Genomic DNA, 16,582 nt, shown 5'->3' with positions numbered 1-16,582 from the left:
GCGGAGCAACAGGGGCCAGGGCAGCCAGGCGAAGCAGCTGCCCCCGGGCCTAGCCCGAGCCCTTAGCCCCGCCTTGCGGAGCAACAGGGGCTCAGGCAGCCAGGCGAAGCAGCTGCCCCCGGGCCTAGCCCGAGCCCTTAAGCCCCGCCTTGCGGAGCAACAGGGGTTAGGCAGCCAGGCGAAGCAGCTGCCCAGCGGGCTTGCCCGCAGCGTAGCTGAGCGGGGTTCGCTGACCGATGGCTTGCAGCCAACGGAATCGGCGAACAATCCCGCGAGATCACGCACGAACCAACCATAGCAAGATCACACCAGCCACCTCTGCACCGCTTTTTTGGCGGGTGTCCAGAGGGCCTGCCAAGGTCCTATGGGGTCCTCCCGGGCGGGAGGATTTAGGTGGGGCGAAAAAAAAGGAGATGATTCCACTTGTCCGAAGCATATAAAAAGGCCGGCGTTGATATCGCGGCAGGTAATGAAGCGGTTGAACGGATGAAAAAACACGTGAAGCGTACCTTCCGTCCGGAAGTGATGACAGATCTGGGTGGATTCGGTGCCCTGTTCGGTTTGAACAAAGATAAATACGATGAGCCGGTGCTTGTATCCGGTACGGATGGCGTAGGCACCAAGCTGAAAATTGCATTTGCCATGGACCGTCACGATACCATCGGAATCGACGCGGTAGCGATGTGTGTGAACGACATTGTGGTACAGGGTGCAGAACCACTCTTCTTCCTCGACTATCTGGCATGTGACAAAGTCATTCCTGAGAAAATTGAAGCTATTGTTGCGGGTATCGCTGAAGGGTGTCATCAATCTGGTTGTGCGTTGATCGGTGGCGAGACGGCGGAGATGCCGGGCATGTACAGTGAAGGCGAATACGATATTGCCGGATTCACGGTGGGCATCGTGGACAAAGCGAAGATCATCAATGGTACAACCATTGCTCCTGGCGACACAGTAATTGGCCTGGCTTCCAGCGGTGTGCATAGTAACGGATTCTCGCTGGTACGTAGACTTTTGTTGGAAGATGCGGGACTTGATCTGCATGATGAAGTAGCGGAACTGGGTGGTAAGCTGGGCGATTCTCTGCTGGAACCTACAAAGATCTATGTTAAACCTCTGTTGTCCCTGCTGGAAAAGGTAAAAGTAAAAGGCATGGCACACATTACAGGTGGTGGTTTCATCGAGAATATCCCACGTATGTTGCCTAGCAGTGTGAATGTGGATATTGACTACGGCTCTTGGCCGATCCTGCCAATCTTCAACCTGTTACAGGAAAAGGGTGCTGTCTCGAACCGTGACATGTTCACCACATTTAACATGGGTGTTGGGCTTGTACTGGTCGTTAATGAAGCAGATGCATCAGAAGCGCTACAACAACTGAAAGCATCTGGTGAAGAAGCGTACATCATTGGCCGTGTTACTGAAGGAGATGCGCGAGTAACCTTCACGGGAGCGGATGTTTAATGGCGAACTACCGCATAGCTGTATTTGCCTCGGGTGAAGGGACTAACTTTCAGTCATTGGTCGATGCAGTACGGAATGGTGGGCTGAATGCATCCGTTGATCTGCTCGTGTGTGATAAACCATCTGCACGTGTTGTGCAGCGGGCACAGGACGCAGGCGTGGAATGTCATCTGTTTACTCCGAAAAATTATGCTTCCCGTGAAGCCTATGAGGCAGAGATCGTGGAAGTGCTTGAATCCAAAAAGATCGACTTGGTCGTTCTTGCTGGATATATGAGATTGCTGACTTCCGTTGTGGTGGATCGTTACGCAGGGCGGTTGATTAACATTCATCCGTCCTTGCTACCGGCATTTGCAGGTAAGGATGCGATTGGACAGGCATTGGAATACGGTGTGAAAGTTACGGGTGTGACCGTGCACTTTGTGGACGGAGGCATGGATACCGGACCGATTATTGCCCAGCATCCCGTTCCCATTTTGCCAGAAGATACGCCTGAGTCAATCAGCCGTTCCATTCACGCGGCCGAACAGCAGTTATACCCTGAAGTTGTTTCCTGGTTCGCGCAAGGTCTGGTTCAATTAGACGGACGTCACGTGACTGTTAACAAACCGGTTTGATATAAGTTGAATTTTTTTTACACATTAACGGAGAGGACAGAAAAAACCTGAAAAAGCGAAGCGTTCGCCTTTATCACCGGATTTTCCCTTTAAGAAAAGGGAATCAAAAAATCTGGGGATAACAGCGATTAGAAGGTTGTTCTGTCATCGGAGTGTCCCGTGTAAACATCTTGGTTCCACTTATATAACAGAAGTCGAATATTGGTACGCATTTTGTGATATTTCTCGGGAAATAAATCGGCTGTGTTTCGTCAGGAAACGCGAAGCCATGGGACATTAAAGGAGGAGCATATTGTGAGTATCAAAAGAGCGCTGGTTAGCGTATCGGATAAAACGGGCATCGTGGACTTTTGCCGCGAGCTGTCGCAAATGGGTGTGGAGATTATTTCGACAGGAGGTACAAGTAGCCTGTTGTCGAAGGAAGGCGTACCTGTCATCGGAATTTCGGATGTGACCGGATTCCCGGAAATCATGGACGGACGTGTCAAAACATTACATCCGGCAGTTCATAGTGGGTTGTTGGCTGTGCGTGATAACGAAGAGCACACACGCCAGATGGAAGAACTCGGTCTCGGCTATATCGATCTGGTTGTCGTGAACCTGTATCCATTCCAAGAGACTATTGCGAAACCGGACGTAGCATACGAAGATGCCATCGAGAACATCGATATTGGCGGTCCAACGATGCTTCGCTCGGCAGCCAAAAACCATGCCTTTGTCAGTGTCGTTGTAGACGCATCTGATTACAGCCAAGTGCTGGAGGAAGTGCGCAACGATGGAGATACCACTCTCGAAACTCGCAAACGGCTTGCGGCAAAAGTGTTCCGTCATACGGCGGCTTACGATGCACTCATCTCCGACTACCTGTCCAACGTAAATGGCGATCCACTGCCAGAGCGTCTGACGGTTACTTACGAAAAACTCCAGGATTTGCGTTACGGCGAAAATCCACACCAGCAGGCGGCATTCTACCGCAAACCGCTGGCTGCACAAGATACGTTGACAACAGCCGAGCAATTGCACGGCAAAGAGTTGTCTTATAATAACATCAACGATGCGAACGCAGCATTGCAGATCGTCAAAGAATTTGAAGAACCGGCAGTTGTGGCGGTTAAACATATGAACCCATGCGGCGTAGGAATTGGCGCAAGTATCTATGAAGCCTACAGCAAGGCATATGCTGCAGATCCAACGTCTATCTTTGGTGGCATTGTAGCAGCGAACCGCATTATCGACAGCGACACAGCAGGCAAGTTAAGCGAGATTTTCCTGGAAATCGTACTTGCTCCTGACTTTACACAAGAGGCTCTCGATATCCTGACGAAGAAGAAAAACATTCGTTTGCTCAAAACGGGTGAGTTGAATGCTGCTCGTAAACGGGAGAGCCAATTCGTGGTAACGTCTATCGACGGCGGCATGATCGTGCAACAGTCCGATGTACACTCCATCGAAGCGAGTGAACTGAACGTGGTAACGGATCGTGCGCCATCGGAAGAAGAACTGAAACAGCTGTTGTTTGGCTGGAAAGTAGTTAAACACGTGAAATCCAATGCGATTGTACTTGCTGCGAATGATATGACGGTGGGTGTGGGCGCTGGACAAATGAATCGTGTGGGTGCAGCCAAAATTGCGATTGAGCAAGCGGGCGAGCAAGCAAAAGGTGCTATTCTGGCATCCGATGCGTTCTTCCCAATGGGTGATACGCTGGAACTGGCAGCAAAAGCCGGAATTACAGCCGTGATTCAACCTGGTGGTTCGATCAAAGATGAAGAGTCCATCAAAGTAGCCAATGAATACGGAATTGCCATGGTCTTCACAGGCGTTCGTCACTTCAAACACTAGAACGAAAAAGGTTTAAATAAGGGGTGTCGCCAGTCATACTTATGACTTATGGTACACCCCCTCTTTTTTAGGTTTTTTAACACGCATTAGCGTAACAAATCCAGTTATGCACGGAGGGGGAACAGAGCGAATGGATATTCTGGTAGTAGGCGGCGGTGGCCGGGAACATGCAATCATCTGGGCATTGGCAAAGAGTCCAAAGGTAGACAAGATTCACTGTGCACCTGGAAACGCAGGCATTGCTCAGCTCGCTGAGTGTCATGCCATTGCGGTAAATGAATTCGATAAACTAACGGCTCTTGCTGTAGAGCTTAAAGTAGGTTTAGTGGTTATTGGTCCGGATGATCCGCTTGCGGATGGGATCGTGGATGCATTTGATTCGACAGGTATTCCGGTATTCGGACCTCGTCGTAATGCAGCAGAGATCGAGGGAAGTAAAACGTTCATGAAGGATCTGCTGCACAAATACAACATTCCAACCGCAGCCTATGAAAAATTCGACAACTACGAACAAGCTCAAGCATACCTGAATGAGCAAGCAATCCCGGTTGTCATCAAGGCAGATGGATTGGCTGCGGGCAAAGGTGTGACGGTAGCTTATTCTCGTGATGAGGCTGATCAGGCACTTCGCAGTATCATGGTGGACAAAGTATTTGGTGAAGCAGGAGCCAAAGTGATTATCGAGGAATTCCTCGCAGGACAGGAAATGTCGATTCTGGCTTTTGTCGATGGGGAGACGGTTCGCCCAATGGCCGCAGCACAGGATCACAAACCTGTATTCGACAATGATCAGGGGCCAAACACAGGCGGTATGGGTACATACTCACCTTTGCCACATATCCCTGCTTCTATTATTGAGGAAGCCGTGGAGACGATCATCAAACCAACTGCCAAAGCGATGGTTTCCGAGGGACGCCCATTCCAGGGTGTATTGTTTGCCGGGCTGATGATTTCACCAGATGGTAAACCAAAAACGATTGAGTTCAACGCACGTTTTGGTGATCCCGAAACACAGGTTGTTTTGCCACGTTTGAAGAGCGACTTGTTCGATATTTTCTGGGCAACCGTTCATGGCAAGCTGGCTGACATTGAGATTGAATGGAGCGATGAAGCTGCTGTATGTGTGGTACTTGCTTCAGGAGGTTATCCGGGTCCTTATGCCAAAGGCGTAGTCATTGAAGGACTGGATCAAGTGCAAGATGCCGTGGTATTCCACGCAGGTACAGCACGTAGTGAAGCAGGAGACTGGGTTACGAATGGTGGACGGATCCTGGGTGTAGTTGGCCTTGGTGCGGATATTGCCGAAGCTAGAAACAAAGCTTATGAACAGGCGGAGCGTATCCACTTTGATGGTAAACATCAGCGAACGGATATTGCTGCCAAAGCACTCGTATAGAATGAATATAAGAGCCCGTAAAGATGTATACCGGAAAGGTATTTGCATCTTGCGGGCTCTTTGATACGTATATAGATGTATCTTGTGCATAAGGCCGGACTTGTTTTATACGGGAAAGAATATGGGGAAGATTCAAAACGGGATTAAATCAGGGAGATCCGGCATGTTTAATGCCCTAAAGTAAGGGGTAGTATTTTTATAAATTGGACTATACTAGACATGTGAACAATATCACATTATGAGGTAATATCAATCATATTATATAAAGTACGTAACATACATAGAGACTAATTTGTGAACATTATACTGTAAGCTTGTGGCAAACCATAACGTGCAACTGGATGGTTGAGCGGGAAACATGGTATACTTTTCGGAAACAGGAATGAGTACGAGGGGAGGTGGATATCTATTGGGTAGGCGATATTGTAAATTGTCCAAATGGCGAATCTAGGTGGAGTTAAGCGAGGAACAATTGACAGCATGAGGGGTAACCCGATTTGAATGAAGAAGTTTCTGCAAGTCATTGACTTCATCTTGAATTCCTGTTTTGTAATTTTACAAGGTCAAACGTAAGACTTATACAAAAGATATCATTGAAATCAATTTTATATAAGGCAGACGTCGTGTTGAAAGACTAACAGTTGATGAATGGTTAACACAGTTAACGGATCACGCTGTAACTATCTCTGGAGGTGAATCCCTGAGAACCGGGGAAATCATTGGACATAATTACCATATTGAATATCGTTTTACTTATTATCTTGATTGCATTGACTGCATTTTTCGTAGCATCGGAGTTCGCTGTAGTCAAAATTCGTACATCAAGAGTGGATCAACTGGTCGCGGAGGGCAATAAAAAGGCCGTATTGGCTAAAAAAGTTGTCTCGGACCTGGATTATTATCTGTCAGCCTGTCAGCTCGGTATTACGGTCACTGCTCTGGGACTGGGAGCGCTCGGAAAACCGACGGTTGAGAGATTGTTATATCCGGTATTCAATTATTTAGATGTACCTGCTTCAATCTCGTCGATTGCTTCCTATGCGATCGCCTTTATCCTCGTCACGTTCTTGCACGTGGTTGTTGGTGAGATGGCACCGAAAACGTTGGCGATTCAATTTTCAGAAAAACTGACATTAATGCTCGCCCCATCGCTATACTGGTTTGGTAAAATCATGTATCCGTTCATCTGGGCGCTTAATGGAACATCACGTGTTCTTCTGCGAGGATTCGGTGTGAAGCCTGCCAAACATGATCAAGCCTACTCGGAGGATGAGATCAAAATCATCATGAACCAGAGTTATGAAGGTGACGAGAACAACAAGACCAAGCTTTCATATCTGGAAAATGTATTTGTGTTCGATGAACGTGATGCCAAAGACATCATGGTACCTCGTACAGAACTGGTGACATTAGATCAGGATATGACCTATGACGATATTATTCCTATATTGGATGAACATAACTACTCACGTTACCCTGTCATCGAGGATGGGGACAAGGACCGCATTATCGGCGTTGTGAATGTGAAAAAGATTTTGCCTGACATGGTAGCCGCAAGATCGTATCAACTAAGCGAGTTCGTTCGTGAGATCCCATTTGTTTCCGAAGTTACAAGTATCCAGGATGCAATGATTAAAATGCAGCAGGAACGTGTACACATGGCCGTGGTCGTGGATGAATATGGGGGTACCTCGGGTATCATTACGATGGAGGATATTCTGGAGGAACTTGTCGGTGAGATTCGCGATGAATTCGATGCCGATGAGGTGGCCGATATTCAGGAGACCGGAGAGAATCAATATCTCATTAATGGTCGGGTACTTTTGGATGAAGTGGAGCGGCAGTTCGGACTTAGCTTTGAAGGTAATGAAGAGATGGATACCGTTGCTGGATGGATCCAGTACCAGAAGGGTGTAGGTGTGGAAAAAGGCGACACGGTAGAACACGGCGATTATGTGTGGACCGTTGTTGATACCGAAAACTATCACATCAAACAAGTTCTTCTGGAGCGGGTAAACGGCGCGCAGGTCGAGGAAGCGACTAGCGATCTGGCGTGATCTTGGTTGGTTCGATCTGACTGTAATCTAGGGTTTGACTGCCTATTTGGCTACTGCCCTCAGAATTTAAAACGTTTTGGCAACGTAGCAGTGTAGGGGACGGAATCGATCCTGAAGAAGCGTAGCGTTCGCGTTTGCAAACCAATTTTAAACCTTTGAAAACAATAATCAGGAAAATTTGGAGGCAATGGCGATCGGAAGAACGAGCCGTCACCGGAACGTCACTCGTGCAAACCTTATTTTAAAATTTAATGGAGGTGAATCCCTCAACCCGAGGGAAATCATTGGACGGAATAATAGCCTTGAATTTATTTTTAGTAGCCGTATTTATAGGTCTGACAGCCTTTTTCGTTGGAGCCGAATTTGCAATTCTTAAAGTACGGATGTCCCGAATCGATCAATTGATCTCGGAAGGCAACAAAAAGGCAGTACTGGCCAAAAAAGTGGCGCACAACCTGGATTATTATCTGTCGGCGTGTCAATTGGGGATTACCATCACGGCGCTGGTATTGGGAGCCTTGGGTGAACCTACTGTTGAGAAAATGCTGCATCCGCTCTTTGAGCGAATGGAAGTACCAGCGGCATTGTCTACCGTGCTTTCCTATGGTATTGCTCTGGCGATCATTACGTTCCTGCACGTGGTTATTGGTGAATTGGCACCGAAAACCCTGGCGATTCAGTTTGCAGAGAGAATGACGCTGTTGCTGGCACCACCACTGTACTGGTTCGGTAAAATCATGAATCCATTCATCTACGCGCTAAATGGAGCTGCTCGTCTGTTGCTTGGCATATTTGGTGTAAAACCTGCCGGGCATGATACCGTTCACTCCGAAGAAGAGCTGAAGCTGATTATGGCACAGAGCTACGAGAGTGGCGAGATCAACCAGACGGAGCTGGACTATCTCAAAAACATTTTTGCTTTTGATGAGCGTCTGCTTCAGGAGATTATGATTCCACGAGATAAAATTGTTACTCTGAATAAGGAAATGCCGATTGATCAGATCATTGAGACGCTAAATCGACATGAATACACGCGATACCCTGTTATTGCAAATGGGGATCAGGCTCATTTTGTTGGCTTTATTAATACAAAAGAAATGCTGACGAGTGTGGCTGCGGGCAGAGATTTCAATATGGAGACATTTGTTCACAATACGCCGAGTTTCTCCGAGCGTTCTCCAATCAAGGATGTACTGATCCAGATGCAGCAAAGCCGTGTACACATTGCAACCGTGAAAAACGAGGCAGGTGCTACGGTAGGTATGGTTACGATGGAGGATATCCTTGAAGAGATTGTCGGAGATATCAAGGATGAATACGAGCATAAAGATTTGGTGAATCCACCAAAAAGAATGAAACTGGTTTAAGAAGCAGTAATGCAAAAGTAATACAGGAATACGAAGCAACCTAATCAATCGTTATACGCTAAGCAGGTTCCCGGAGTGATCGGGTCCTGCTTTTTGTATTAAATCTTAATTTTAAAATAAAAGCTTGCATATTGAGGTCCAATGGATTAATATAAATTTAAAGAATCTTAACTTAAAGATAAATAACAGAAACCAATAAATAAAAGAAGCAAAAACAACCTATGATACAACTAAAACCAAGGGAGTGGAGATTATGTTCAGAACTTCAGGAATTCATCATATTACAGCTTTTGTTGACGATGCGCAGAAAAACGTTGATTTTTATGCAGCTGTGTTGGCGCTCAGACTGGTGAAAAAAACAATAAACTTTGATGCACCGGACGTGTATCACTTGTATTACGGGAATGAGCAGGGTGCACCGGGCACAATCATTACCTTTTTCCCACAGCAGAATTCAAGAAGAGGTGTCATTGGGTCAGGTCAGACTGGAGTTACCGTATATGCGGTTCCTGTAGGAAGCCTGCCTTTCTGGAAAGAACGTCTTGCTTCCTTCGATATTCCATATGAAAATAAAACCAGATTTGGTGAGCAGTACATTCGTTTCTTCGACAAAGGCGGTCTGTTGCTTGAACTGGTTGAGCGTGAAGGCGGTCAGCAAAGCAACTGGAGTTTCAACGGTGTGACACCGGAGCATGCCATCAAAGGATTTGGCGGAGCCGTATTGTTCAGCCACGTTCCTGAGAAAACCATGGACGTCTTGGTGAGCAAACTGGGTCTGGAGCAAGTCGGTGAAGAGAACGGACTCCTTCGTCTTCAGGCAAGCGGCGATATTGGTCAGATCATCGATATTCAGTCCACAGGTATCCAACGCGGGATTGGCGGAGCCGGAACGGTTCACCATATTGCATGGCGTGCCAAAGATTACGCGGAACATGAACAAATTCAGCAGGATCTTGAACAATCCGGATATCATCCAACGCCAGTCATTGACCGTCAATACTTCAACGCTGTGTATTTCCGGGAGCCGGGTGGTATACTGTTCGAACTGGCTACGGATCCTCCGGGATTTGCACGGGATGAACCAGCAGAGAGCATGGGTGAGAAACTGATGTTGCCTGAATGGTATGAACCACAGCGTGAGCAGATTGAACAATTGTTGCCACGAATTGAAGTACGTGAATGGAAAGGAGAGTCCAAATCATGACCACAACCAATACAATGAAACATATCTATAAAGCAGGTGCTCAGCCGGATGCGCCAACAATCCTGTTGCTTCATGGCACAGGCGGAACCGAGAATGATCTGATCGGTCTGGCGGAGATGATCGCACCAGGAGCTGGCATACTTGGGGTGCGGGGTAATGTATCGGAGAACGGGATGCCCCGTTTCTTCCGCCGCCTGGCCGAAGGCATTTTTGATGAAGAAGATCTGATTGCTCGTACGGCAGAGCTGGGATCTTTTGTCGATGCAGCTGCGGTGGAATATGGGTTCGATCGGTCCAATGTGTATGCACTGGGTTACTCTAACGGTGCCAACATTGCGGCAAGCTTGATCTTCCATCAAGCAGATGTATTCAAAGGTGCAATTCTGCATCACCCGATGGTACCGTTGCGCGGACTCGAACTGCCGGATCTGAAAGGTCTGCCTGTGTTCATTGGTGCGGGCGAGAACGATCCGATTGTACCAAGACGTGAAACCGAGGAACTTGCTTCGCTGCTCAGCGGTGCAGGTGCCGATGTAAACACGCATTGGGAGCGTCAGGGTCATCAGTTGACTCGTACTGAGGCAGAAGCTGCGGCAGCTTGGTTTAAGACTCAGGCGTAAATTGGGTGGATAGACGGTTATGAAACGTATAGAGACAGCCTGATCGTGAAGATCGGGCTGTTTTTCCTTTTTATTTTGATCATCGTCAGGAAGAAGAAATGATTGACTGGTGTTATGTAACCGTTACTAACCGGGTAAACATTTGAATGTGTGGTAGATAACCTTGTATGCTTATTGATATAGCTATGTATCAACATCATGAACTGGAGGGGTTAATGTGGAACGTAACATCAAGGAACTGGTACAGCGGATGACACTGGAAGAAAAAGCGGGCATGTGCTCGGGACTGAACTTTTGGCATCTGAAAGGGGTGGAGCGTCTTGGCATTCCATCCATCATGGTGACGGACGGACCTCATGGACTACGCAAGCAGGATGGGAGTGCGGATCATCTTGGACTAACGTCGAGTGTGCCTGCAACCTGTTTCCCGTCTGCGGCAGGATTGGCTAGTTCATGGGACAAGGAGCTGGCGCGTCAGGTCGGGGTGGCTTTGGGAGAGGAATGTCAGGCCGAGGATGTAGCGGTATTACTTGGACCGGGTGTAAATATTAAACGTTCCCCATTGGGTGGACGTAATTTTGAATACTTTTCCGAAGATCCGTTGTTATCTACGCAGATGGCTACCGGTCATATTCAAGGTGTGCAGAGCCAGGGTGTGGGTACGTCTCTCAAACACTTTGCAGTTAATAATCAGGAAGAACGGCGTATGTCGATTGATGCGGTGGTGGATGAACGGACGCTGCGTGAGATTTATCTGGCGAGCTTCGAAGGTGCAGTGAAGGATGGACAGCCGTGGACGGTGATGTGTTCTTACAATAAGGTGAACGGTACGTATGCAGGTGAGAATGAATGGTTGCTTACGGATATTCTGAAAGACGAATGGGGTCACGAAGGTCTTGTGGTATCAGACTGGGGTGCGGTTAATGAACGTGCAGATGCCCTTGCAGCAGGACTGGAACTGGAGATGCCAACAAGTGGTGGAATCGGTGAGCGTAAAGTGATCGATGCCGTAGAAAGCGGACAACTGCCGCTGGACAAGCTGGATCGGGCGGTGGAGCGTCTGCTTACGCTGATCTTTAATGCCGTTGATCAAAAGCAAGATGGGGCTACATATAACAAGGATGAGCATCACCAACTTGCGCGTAAGGTGGCAGCCGAGAGTATGGTTTTGCTGAAAAATGAAGAAGGTATCCTGCCGCTTGGGCGTGAAGGCGATGTGGCGATAATCGGGGCATTTGCGCGTAAACCTCGCTTCCAGGGCGGGGGAAGTTCCCACATTAATCCGACCAAAGTGGATGATATTGTGGAAGAGATGACACAGGTGGCTGGCGAAGGTGTAACCTTCTCGTATGCCCCAGGTTATCGGATTGAAGCGGATGATGTGGATGAGACATTGATGCATGAGGCTGTTCAGGCAGCACAGTCAGCGGATACCGCTGTTGTGTTTGTTGGATTGCCGGATCGTTATGAATCCGAAGGGTATGATCGTGCCCATTTGCGTTTGCCTGACAATCATATTCGTCTGATTGAAGAGATTGCAAAAGTACAATCACGTGTGGTTGTGGTGCTGAGTAACGGATCTCCAGTGGAGATGCCTTGGTTGCCGCAGGTGCAAGCGGTGCTTGAAGCTTATCTTGGTGGACAGGCCGTTGGTGGAGCGATAGCTGATCTGCTGTATGGAGAGGTGAATCCGTCCGGTAAACTGGCAGAGACATTCCCTGCCAAACTCAGTCATAATCCATCTTATTTGAATTTCCCGGGTGAAGGGGATCGTGTCGATTACCGGGAGGGTATCTTTGTTGGTTATCGCTATTATGATAAAAAAGAGCTGGAGCCACTGTTCCCGTTTGGTTATGGACTGAGTTATACGACATTTGAATATGCTGATCTGAAGGTAGATCGCACAGAATTGACCGATCAGGATGAGGTGAATGTGCAAGTAAGGGTCACCAATACCGGTGACAGAGCGGGCAAAGAGATTGTACAGTTGTATGTCAGCGATGTAGAGAGCACAGTTATTCGTCCTGTAAGAGAATTGAAAGGATTTGCGAAGGTGGCCCTTGAACCTGGAGAGTCCAAAGTGGTGAGCTTCACACTAAACAAACGTTCATTCGCCTATTACAACGTAGATATGAAGGACTGGCATGTGGAGACCGGAGAGTTCGAGATTCAGGTAGGCAGTTCCTCACGGGACATTCATGTGCACACACGTGTGAATGTAGAGTCTACAGCGACATTCCTTCCAACCTATACGCGTAATAGTACATTGGGTGATATCCAGCGTGATCCGGCCCATAAACAGCTACTGGACCAGGCTTTGCAACAATTCCAGGAAGCCAGTGGGTTCGGCGGTGATGATGCCGGGGATCATGCAGATATGATGGATGCGATGATGAAATATATGCCGCTGCGAGCACTGGTTGCGTTTAGCGGTGGGGCCATGACGGAAGAAGCGATGAATGAACTTCTGGAGCAGCTGAACAACAAGGATCATGGTATTAGGGGATAAGGGGCTGTGCTCTTAAACCGAGTATTCGTCCATCCTTGGATTAAGCGATTACGATTATGCGATACGTGCAGGAACTGCGCACGAAGCCATAAGAATGTGCATGTGAGGATCAGCGGCACAGTGGCTGGGACAGTTACCCGATCCGATCATGGATCGGGTTTTCTTTTTGCATAAGGAAAAAGGAGGGGGAAAGGAACGGTGTATGGAGGATGATCCTTGCAACGTGACAGAGGTGACAGGACTGCTGTAACTTGCTGAAGCAACATGGTTGTCGTAAAGCATGGATTATTCTATAATGAAGTAATTGATAATCATTTTCAATTAGATTCGGTGATAGATGATTATGCACGTAATCAGGAGGGGAATATGAATCCTAACCCTAGCTCACATACGTTTGGTTCAAGTGCGTTTGTTCGGACCCGTGATGGTCGCAAACTACATTATATGTCCAGGGGAACAGGAGAGCTGACGGTTGTATTTGAGTCCGGTATGGGCGCCTCCAGATCAAACTGGGGACTGGTTGCACCAGCCATTGCTGAGCATGCACGTGCAGTTGTGTATGACAGGGCAGGGGCGGGACGAAGTGATGTCGACTCGGCTCCCCGCAGCCTTGAACGCATTGCAGGGGATCTTGGAGAACTGCTGACAGCTCTGGGCCCGGGCCCATTCATTCTGGTTGGACATAGCTGGGGAGGTCCGATTGTACGGGCTGCGGCAGCTGCACATCTATCTCGATTACGTGGCATTATCCTGGTAGATCCATCAGACGAGCATTGCGAAATGTATTTTTCCAAGCTTACTAGAAAGAGCTTTGCCATCAATGGTTTCATTATTCCAATCATGGCGCGGACTGGCTTATATAAGATGCTTGGCAGCAAAGCTGGAAGTGTTCAGCCTGACGATGTGGCAGCGGATCACCTCAAGGAGGATTTCACTGTACGGGCAGCCAGCACGATGCTTGCAGAAGGCAAAACATTTCTGGATGATATGGCAGGGCTCCTGGAACATCCTCCGGCTCTGGGTAATCTGGAAGTTAGCGTGATCTCGGGTACGAACCCGGGCAAGGGAGAGGGGAAAATCAGACCTGCCCTCATCACGGCGCATCGCCAGACGGTGAGCCAGCTATCCAATGCGAGATGGATTGGGGCCGATCAATCGGGACATATGGTTATGTATACAGACCCTCAGGTCATTATTGATGAAATTATACGAATGATAAATGATGAGAGCTTAGGCGCAAGAACAGAACAAAAGTGATACAATACAAAGAAAAGCAGTGCGCGACATTGCTAGATAAGTTGAATTAATGATTTACACGATAACGGAGAGGACAGAAAGAACCTGAAAAAGCGAAGCGTTCGTCTAAAAGCTTTCTGAAAGAAAGCTGCATCGGAAGCATACGCTATCACCGGATTTTTCCCTTGAGAAAAGGGAATCGAAAAAATCTGGGGATAACAGCGATTGGAGGGTTATTCTGTCATTGTAGTGTCAGTGTAAATAAACTTTAGTTCAACTTATATAGACCATAAAAGCGGAGTGTGGAGACAACATGAAACCAGTTGAACAAGAACCAACGGGAACCACAAGTCCCGGTCGTGCCAGTGTTGGCATGGAAGATATCGTACGCGCACATCATGTGCTGCGTGAGGTCATTGTAAGAACGCCGTTACAGCGGGATGCTGTATTGTCGGCCAAATATAACTGTAATGTGTATCTGAAAAGGGAAGACCTTCAAGTGGTACGTTCGTTCAAAATTCGGGGTGCCTATAATATGATTCGCAGTCTGACACCAGCCGAGATGGAGAAGGGTATTGTCTGTGCAAGTGCGGGCAACCATGCTCAGGGTGTTGCTTTTAGCTGTAATGCCCTTGGAATTAACGGCAAAATCTTTATGCCGAGTACAACACCGAACCAGAAGGTGAAGCAGGTGCGTCGCTTTGGTGGAAACAACGTTGAAGTGGTGCTGATCGGGGATACGTATGACGATGCATACGCAGAAGCAATGCGTGCATGTGACGAACAGGGCATGACGTTTATCCATCCTTTTGATCAACCGAAGATTATTGCAGGTAATGGTACGGTAGCGATGGAAATCATGGAAAGTCTCGATGAGAATGCCGACTATGTATTCGTGACGATTGGTGGCGGAGGGCTGGCAGCCGGCGTGGGAACCTACATGAAGACCGTGAGTCCAGAGACACGCATCATTGGAGTTGAGCCACTTGGGGCAGCTTCCATGAGTGAAGCGATGTTCCGCAAACAGGTTGTGACGTTGGATGATATAGATAAATTCGTGGATGGCGCAGCGGTGAAACGTGTGGGCGACCTCACCTTTGATATCTGCAACAGTATACTTGATGACATTGTGAAAGTGCCGGAAGGCAAAGCCTGCACAACTATTCTGGAACTATATAATGAAAATGCGATCGTTGTCGAGCCTGCCGGTTCCTTGGCTGTTGCGGCACTTGAGCAGTATCGTGAGCAAATCGTGGGCAAGACGGTGGTCTGTGTTATTAGTGGCGGTAACAACGATATCGACCGGATGCAGGAGATCAAGGAACGTTCCCTGATCTATGAAGGTCTGAAGTATTATTTCATGGTTAATTTCCCGCAGCGTGCAGGAGCTTTACGTGAATTCCTGGAGGAAGTTCTAGGGAAAAATGATGATATCACCCGGTTTGAATATACGAAAAAGCATGATAAGGAAAATGGCCCCGCCTTGGTGGGCATCGAGCTGATGTACAAGGAAGATTACCACCCGCTCATTGAACGTATGAACCGCAAAGGTATCGCCTATACCGAGCTGAACAAAAATCTAAATCTGTTCAACATGTTAATCTGATGAATCATTCCAGTATGCAATCAGACCACCAAGAAACATCTCCTCTGATCAGACCTGCGCGCATAGAAGATGCAGATCAGGTTATTCCGTTACTGTATCAGGCGATAGGAGACATTGCATACGCGCTTGCGGGTGAGGCGGATCATGAGAAGGCGATGCAGATTTTGCAGGAGTTTTATGTGCAGGAAAACAACCGGATTAGCTATCGTCATGTGACAGTGATGGAGCAGGATGGGCTGATTGCGGGGATTCTGGTAGCCTATGATGGCGGAGAAGCAGATCGTCTGGACCAGCCGATTCTGGATCGACCTGGACGAAGCCGGGATGAGAAGTATGCTTTGGTTAAAGAAACCCGTCCGGGGGAGTATTATCTGGATACTCTCTCGGTAAGTGAAGCTTATCAGGGGCAGGGCATCGGCCGGGCACTGATGGCTGCTTTTGAGCAGCAGGGCAGAGATCTGGGTCACTCACAGGTTTCCCTGATTGTAGAACGGGACAACGGCCGTGCGCTAAGGCTCTATGAACGGCAGGGATATGTCAAAGACGATGTGATTGTCATCGCAGGACATGAGTATAATCATATGGTCAAACCGATTCAATAGTGCAGGGAGCTGACGGGTTGAGTCAGTTTTGACTATAGAAGCAAAAAGAAACCGCGACAGGA

Annotated in this window: 12 protein-coding genes; all 12 read left to right on the top strand. The window is 48.0% G+C overall.

Going from position 1 to position 16,582, the window contains the following annotated elements:
* The first annotated feature begins 423 nt into the window (after positions 1 to 423).
* The 12 genes from purM to MKY28_RS22190 all read left to right on the top strand — a co-directional run bounded on the left by purM (position 424) and on the right by MKY28_RS22190 (position 16,520).
* Positions 424 to 1,464 (top strand): phosphoribosylformylglycinamidine cyclo-ligase, encoded by a 1,041-nt coding sequence (purM, locus tag MKY28_RS22245; protein WP_340027615.1) that lies wholly within the window; start codon positions 424 to 426, stop codon positions 1,462 to 1,464.
* Positions 1,464 to 2,081: a phosphoribosylglycinamide formyltransferase gene (gene purN / locus MKY28_RS22240; protein WP_307414985.1), complete on the top strand. Its 618-nt coding sequence runs from the start codon at positions 1,464 to 1,466 to the stop codon at positions 2,079 to 2,081. Before purM ends, purN begins: the two co-directional genes overlap by 1 nt.
* Before the next feature lie 294 nt (positions 2,082 to 2,375).
* The gene (gene purH / locus MKY28_RS22235; RefSeq protein ID WP_091019800.1) at positions 2,376 to 3,923 is read left to right on the top strand and encodes a bifunctional phosphoribosylaminoimidazolecarboxamide formyltransferase/IMP cyclohydrolase; all 1,548 of its coding nucleotides are present in this window, start codon (positions 2,376 to 2,378) and stop codon (positions 3,921 to 3,923) included.
* Between the two features lie 130 nt (positions 3,924 to 4,053).
* Entirely contained in the window at positions 4,054 to 5,319 is a 1,266-nt protein-coding gene (gene purD / locus MKY28_RS22230) for a phosphoribosylamine--glycine ligase (RefSeq protein ID WP_340027614.1), read from the top strand.
* Positions 5,320 to 6,038: 719 nt separating this feature from the next.
* Entirely contained in the window at positions 6,039 to 7,376 is a 1,338-nt protein-coding gene (locus MKY28_RS22225) for a hemolysin family protein (protein ID WP_340027613.1), read from the top strand.
* A 284-nt stretch (positions 7,377 to 7,660) separates the two neighbouring features.
* Positions 7,661 to 8,743: a hemolysin family protein gene (locus tag MKY28_RS22220; protein ID WP_036606063.1), complete on the top strand. Its 1,083-nt coding sequence runs from the start codon at positions 7,661 to 7,663 to the stop codon at positions 8,741 to 8,743.
* 253 nt (positions 8,744 to 8,996) lie between these two features.
* The gene (locus tag MKY28_RS22215) at positions 8,997 to 9,947 is read left to right on the top strand and encodes a ring-cleaving dioxygenase (protein ID WP_445255229.1); all 951 of its coding nucleotides are present in this window, start codon (positions 8,997 to 8,999) and stop codon (positions 9,945 to 9,947) included.
* A 14-nt stretch (positions 9,948 to 9,961) separates the two neighbouring features.
* Positions 9,962 to 10,567 carry an alpha/beta hydrolase gene (locus tag MKY28_RS22210; protein WP_036668429.1) on the top strand — a complete coding sequence of 202 codons (606 nt, stop codon included), beginning with the start codon at positions 9,962 to 9,964 and terminating at the stop codon, positions 10,565 to 10,567.
* Positions 10,568 to 10,784: 217 nt separating this feature from the next.
* Complete coding sequence (locus tag MKY28_RS22205) at positions 10,785 to 13,076, top strand: beta-glucosidase family protein (protein ID WP_340937046.1); 2,292 nt, start codon at positions 10,785 to 10,787, stop codon at positions 13,074 to 13,076.
* A gap of 366 nt (positions 13,077 to 13,442) precedes the next feature.
* Positions 13,443 to 14,333 carry an alpha/beta fold hydrolase gene (locus MKY28_RS22200; RefSeq protein WP_340937045.1) on the top strand — a complete coding sequence of 297 codons (891 nt, stop codon included), beginning with the start codon at positions 13,443 to 13,445 and terminating at the stop codon, positions 14,331 to 14,333.
* Positions 14,334 to 14,625: 292 nt separating this feature from the next.
* On the top strand, positions 14,626 to 15,918 hold the full coding sequence (gene ilvA, locus MKY28_RS22195; RefSeq protein WP_036606060.1) for a threonine ammonia-lyase IlvA: 1,293 nt from the start codon (positions 14,626 to 14,628) through the stop codon (positions 15,916 to 15,918).
* On the top strand, positions 15,918 to 16,520 hold the full coding sequence (locus MKY28_RS22190; RefSeq protein ID WP_340937044.1) for a GNAT family N-acetyltransferase: 603 nt from the start codon (positions 15,918 to 15,920) through the stop codon (positions 16,518 to 16,520). Before ilvA ends, MKY28_RS22190 begins: the two co-directional genes overlap by 1 nt.
* Positions 16,521 to 16,582: the final 62 nt, after the last annotated feature.

Origin of the sequence: Paenibacillus sp. FSL R5-0473 (genome assembly GCF_038004565.1) — a bacterium.
Taxonomy (GTDB): domain Bacteria; phylum Bacillota; class Bacilli; order Paenibacillales; family Paenibacillaceae; genus Paenibacillus; species Paenibacillus amylolyticus.
Note: the sequence above shows the minus strand (reverse complement) of the source record. Positions and strands in the feature narration are given on the sequence as shown.